The sequence below is a fragment of the uncultured Succinatimonas sp. genome (assembly GCF_905203285.1).
GTDB lineage: Bacteria > Pseudomonadota > Gammaproteobacteria > Enterobacterales > Succinivibrionaceae > Succinatimonas.
In genome coordinates, this window is sequence record NZ_CAJKVK010000117.1 from 1 (window position 1) to 4,804 (window position 4,804).

5 protein-coding genes are annotated in these 4,804 nt (G+C 39.5%); 3 read left to right on the top strand and 2 right to left on the bottom strand.

The window, feature by feature from the left end:
* Nucleotides 1–176: 176 nt before the first annotated feature.
* Nucleotides 177–1,082 carry a homoserine O-succinyltransferase gene (gene metA, locus QZ019_RS09185; RefSeq protein WP_295484446.1) on the bottom strand — a complete coding sequence of 302 codons (906 nt, stop codon included), beginning with the start codon at nt 1,080–1,082 and terminating at the stop codon, nt 177–179.
* 113 nt (nt 1,083–1,195) lie between these two features.
* Here metA and QZ019_RS09190 point away from each other — a divergent pair, with 113 nt between their 5' ends.
* Nucleotides 1,196–2,353: a molybdopterin-binding protein gene (locus tag QZ019_RS09190; RefSeq protein WP_295484448.1), complete on the top strand. Its 1,158-nt coding sequence runs from the start codon at nt 1,196–1,198 to the stop codon at nt 2,351–2,353.
* Nucleotides 2,350–3,117 (top strand): glycosyltransferase family 2 protein, encoded by a 768-nt coding sequence (locus QZ019_RS09195; RefSeq protein WP_295484451.1) that lies wholly within the window; start codon nt 2,350–2,352, stop codon nt 3,115–3,117. The genes QZ019_RS09190 and QZ019_RS09195 overlap by 4 nt, the downstream gene beginning before the upstream one ends.
* Before the next feature lie 124 nt (nt 3,118–3,241).
* Here QZ019_RS09195 and QZ019_RS09200 read toward each other — a convergent pair whose 3' ends face one another.
* Entirely contained in the window at nt 3,242–3,643 is a 402-nt protein-coding gene (locus tag QZ019_RS09200) for a nuclear transport factor 2 family protein (protein WP_249083855.1), read from the bottom strand.
* Nucleotides 3,644–3,791: 148 nt separating this feature from the next.
* Here QZ019_RS09200 and QZ019_RS09205 point away from each other — a divergent pair, with 148 nt between their 5' ends.
* Nucleotides 3,792–4,433: a TetR/AcrR family transcriptional regulator gene (locus tag QZ019_RS09205; protein WP_295484454.1), complete on the top strand. Its 642-nt coding sequence runs from the start codon at nt 3,792–3,794 to the stop codon at nt 4,431–4,433.
* Nucleotides 4,434–4,804: the final 371 nt, after the last annotated feature.

Genomic DNA, 4,804 nt, shown 5'->3' on the forward strand with positions numbered 1-4,804 from the left:
TTTTTTGCACCTGAAATAGTAACTTCACCGTTTAAGGCCTTGCCGCCTTCGATTTTGAATTTATCCACACTAAAATCCTATAAACATCAAAAAAACAAGCGTGCTTATTTTATGCTTTTTTATGGATTTTTTTCAAAAAAAGCATAAAGTTATTTAACAAAAAATTAAGCAAAAATTTACCATTTATACGGAGTTATTTGATATACGTAATAATTGAGCCAATTACCGAATAACAGCGACGCATGAGATCTCCAAACACAAGAAGGAATTTGTGTCGGATCGTCATGCGGAAAATAATTTTCTGGCAGTTTCGGATCTTTTCCCGCTGCCAAATCACGCCGGTACTCATCGGATAAAGTTGTTGCGTCATACTCAGGGTGCCCGGTCACGAAAACCTGTCTTCTGTCGGGAGTTGCGGCAAGAAACATGCCGGTAATTTCAGAATCAGCCAAGATCTCCAAATCGGTCTTTGCTCTTATTACATCCGAAGGAAAATCGATAAAACGCGAATGCGGAGCTAAAAAGGTATCGTCAAAGCCCCTTATTAAAGGATTAAGGCTTTGTGCGGTATGATGCAGGAAAACTCCCGATAATTTTTCTTTACGGTTAATTAAAGGCAGGTCATAGAAAATTTTAAGACCGGCAGCCACGCCCCAGCAGGAAAACAAGGTCGAAGTAACATGCTCTTTTGACCACGTGATGATCTTTTCCAATTTGTCCCAATAAGTCACATCGGAAAAATCGATTTGATCAAGCGGAGCCCCGGTGATAATCATGCCGTCATAATTGCGTCCTTCTATTTCCTCAAAATCTTTATAAAAGGTATCAAGATGCGGCTGCGGAGTGTTTTTGGAAATATGCTTATCTACTCTTAATAAATCAATATTTACCTGCAGCGGCGTATTCGACAATTTACGCATGTACTGAATTTCCGTCGCAATTTTTTTGGGCATCAGATTTAAAAAAAGTAAAGTAAGCGGACGAATGTCCTGATGCGTTGCCCTTTCTTCCGTCATCACGAATATTTGCTCGCCGGCCAATACTGAAGCTGCCGGCAAGCCGTTTGGAATATTTATCGGCATAAACAACCCCGAAACAACAATTATTATTTTTCTCAAAAATCTTTCTCATTATAAGGCTCTTTGCTTCATCCTTCGTGACTTTTGCTAAACTTAACAAGCAACAAGGAGTTTTTATGAAAGTTGAAATTATTTCCACCGGCGACGAGGTCTTAACCGGATTTATAACCGACACCAACGTATCCTGGCTTTGCCAGGAGCTGTTAAGTCTCGGCATACAGCCGACATTGCGCCATACGGTGGGAGATAATCTTAGCGATATAGAAAATCTGCTTAAAGAAAGAAGCCGGCACTGCGATTTACTGTTGGTGAACGGCGGCTTAGGCCCCACTTCCGACGACAACACCACGGAAGCTGCCGCCCGCGCTGCAGGCGTAAAACAGGTATTAAACGAATATTGGTATAAGCGTCTTGAAGAGTGGCACCAAAAACGCGGACGCGTTATGCCTAAAACCAATATAAAACAGGCCATGCTCCCCGAAGGATCCGTTATGATTGACAATCAAAACGGTACGGCCTGCGGCTTTTATTTAAAAATAAATAACGCCGTCTGCATGTTTACTCCGGGTGTCCCGTCAGAATTTAAGAGTATGTACCAGACCGGTATCAAGCCTTATCTTTTAGAGCACTTTGCCAAACACCAATTCACTAAAGTAAAAAGACTTTTCCTTTTCGGCATCTCGGAATCATTGCTCGGACAACTTGTCGAAAAAGAGCATTTTGCTCAAAGCATCGTTATCGGTTACCGTGCCGCCTACCCGCTTTTGGAATTAAAAGTAATCGAAACCAACGCTTCCGTTGAAGAAGAAAATGCCGCGCTTTGTACTCTAAGAAAAATCGTTAAGAATTATCTTATCTGTGAAGATGACTTTAATCTTGCATCTAGAATTGCCCAACTTTTAAATAACGAAAAATGCGCTATTTTCGATAACGTCACTGCAGGACTCTTTAGCCTTGAGCTTTACGAAAACGTACCAATTATCTGCTCCTTGAGCTCAACTCTTCCTTTAAGCTCCACTCTAAAAGCAGAATTGGCACAAACCGGTGCCCGCTATTTAATAAGTCTTGAGCGCCAAAACGATGACTCCGTTGTTTTCACATTAAGTGATTTTGCATCCCAAAAAGAAAATAAAATCCGCTACAAGTTAGGCGTAACCCTTAAAGATAAAAAGAAAGCGGCCTATTCTTTAACCGCACAAGCTTGGCTCTATCATCTTCTGGAAAAAATCGAGCCTTTGCTTCCCGATAATAGCGAAAGGAGCATTTTAAAATGAAATTAAGCATCATAATCCTTACTCGCAATGAAGCAAAAAATTTAAAGGACTGCATTGCCTCAACAGCAGATCTGGCCGATGAAATTATCGTTATAGACGGCGAAAGTACCGATAACACTGTAGAAGTGGCAAAAAGTCTTAATGCCAAAGTTGTTATTTTCGACAAATGGCAAGGCTACGGCCCGCGCAGGCAGGATGCACAAAAACATGCCGGCGGTGAATGGATTTTGCATCTTGATGCGGATGAACGTTTAACCCCGCAGCTTGTCGAGCTTATAAAAAACGAACTGAGTAAAGCTTCTGGCAATGAGATTTTCGCTATTCCGCGTGCCACTTACCTTTTATCTCATCGTATAAATCATTGCGGATGGTATCCTGACTATGTGCTGCGTCTTTATAAAAACTCCTATACCCATTATGACGATGCGCTGGTTCATGAAAAGCTTGAAGTTCCTAAAAATGCAAAAATCATTTATTTAAAGGAGCCGATGATCCATTATTCCTATCGTACTCTTGAGCAATACTTTGACAAACAAAAAACTTACGAGCTTGCTTTTGGCGAAAATAAATTCAAAAAAGGGAAAAAAGTAAATCTCTTATCAATTCCTTTTAGAGCCCTATTCGGTTTCATACGCATTTACTTTATAAAAAAAGGATTTTTGGACGGAAAAATCGGATTGTGGCTTGCCATCTCGGTTGCCACCTACGTGACGAATAAATATCTGGCTCTTTATATGGCTCAAAATAATGAAAAGCTTAAATAATTCAGCTAAAAATTGAGATAAAAAACTCTTTTTTGCTTTTAAGCTCAAAGAAGGATATTTTCATCATTACTCTCTTCAAAATCAAAAAGCCTCTTAAGCTAGAGGCCCGGATTAAAAAGTTTTACTAGCAGTTAAACTGATGGAATACCTTTGCGATTGCCTGCCAGCGACCATCTAGTTTGATAAAGGTCAGAAAATCATTGTAATCAGCACCGATGGCATCTTTTTCCATATCAATACGTACTACTGCTGTAGTCGGAGTAATGGCTAAAACATCAATATGAGTCTTGATGTCAGCTGCATTGCCGTTCTGCCGAACAAAATCATAAAGATTGCTGATAGGTCCTCCCAATAAGGTTGTGCCGTTCGAGAGACCGTACATCACAGCGTCCTTATGAAAAGCTTTAGCAACAAGATCCGCGTCTCCGGATTTTAAGCCGTCAACGTAATACTTAGCTGCCGTAATTACTGCGTCGTACTCTTTAACCGAAACAATTTTGGTGTTATCACATTTGCAGTCATTCATTTTTAACTCCTTAATTAATATGTAATGATCGCTACATAATTAATTTTATAACGATCACTACATTAAAACAAGCGTTTTTATAACTTCTGTTAAAATAATTAGCAAAGATTAAACATTAAAAAATTTGATCATCCGCAGATAACAAACTATGAGTGACAATACTACCCTCGTCTCCGCCAAAGGTAAGGGCCGTCCGCGCTCCTTTGATCGAGATACTGCCTTAATGACTGCATTGCGCATTTTCTGGAAGTTAGGCTATGAACCGGCATCCGTGTCCATACTGTGTAAAGCAATGGAGATCAATCCTCCAAGCTTTTACGCAGCTTTTAAAAGCAAGGAAATGCTCTTTTTAGAGGCTATCACTTTCTATGAGAAACGCTACTGGACTCCTCTTTTAACTGCTTTTGAAAATTCTGACGCACCTTTAAAACCGCTTTTAAGAGATTTCTTTAATAAAGCGGCAGCGATCCTCTTAAACCCTGAAACCCCGAGCGGTTGCATGGTAGTTTTAGCGGCAATAAACATTGCGCCTAAAGAAGAGCGGATTGCAGCAGTTGTAAAAGAACTTCGTCAACAAACCAGGGATGTCTTTGCCAGACGTCTTCAAAAGTCATTAGATAAAGGTGAACTTTATCCGAATGCCAAACTTGCATCCCTTGCCGACACGTTTAATATCATGTTGGAAGGCATGTCTATTCAGGCTAAGGATGCAATGCCGCTTAAGGCCTTACAGGAAGCAGCGAAGCTTATTCCCAATCTGATAGATCCATACATCAAAGATCCTCAATGAAAAGCTCTTCGTCCTCTGTCTCTTGAAAACTCAAAGAAACAAGCAGGTCGTACCGTGTAGTCTGAGAAATCAGTGTAAGTGTAAATACCGCAGGATATTTAGGTACTCTTTTACTTTGACAGACAATACCGAATAAAGATCCACTAGCTAACTACTTTATTTTAAAAGTGGTTGCTCAATAGATGCAGTTTTGCGCACAAATGCAAAATCAATAAATTTTTTCATGCGCCCACCCTATCCCTTTTGTGAGTAAATTCACAAAATTAACCTAAACTTTAAAATTAAGATAATATAGTATTTATTTTGTTAAAAATAAGTTAATCTATTGAAATATAAATATTATTTACTATAGATCATTATCTTTTATTTTA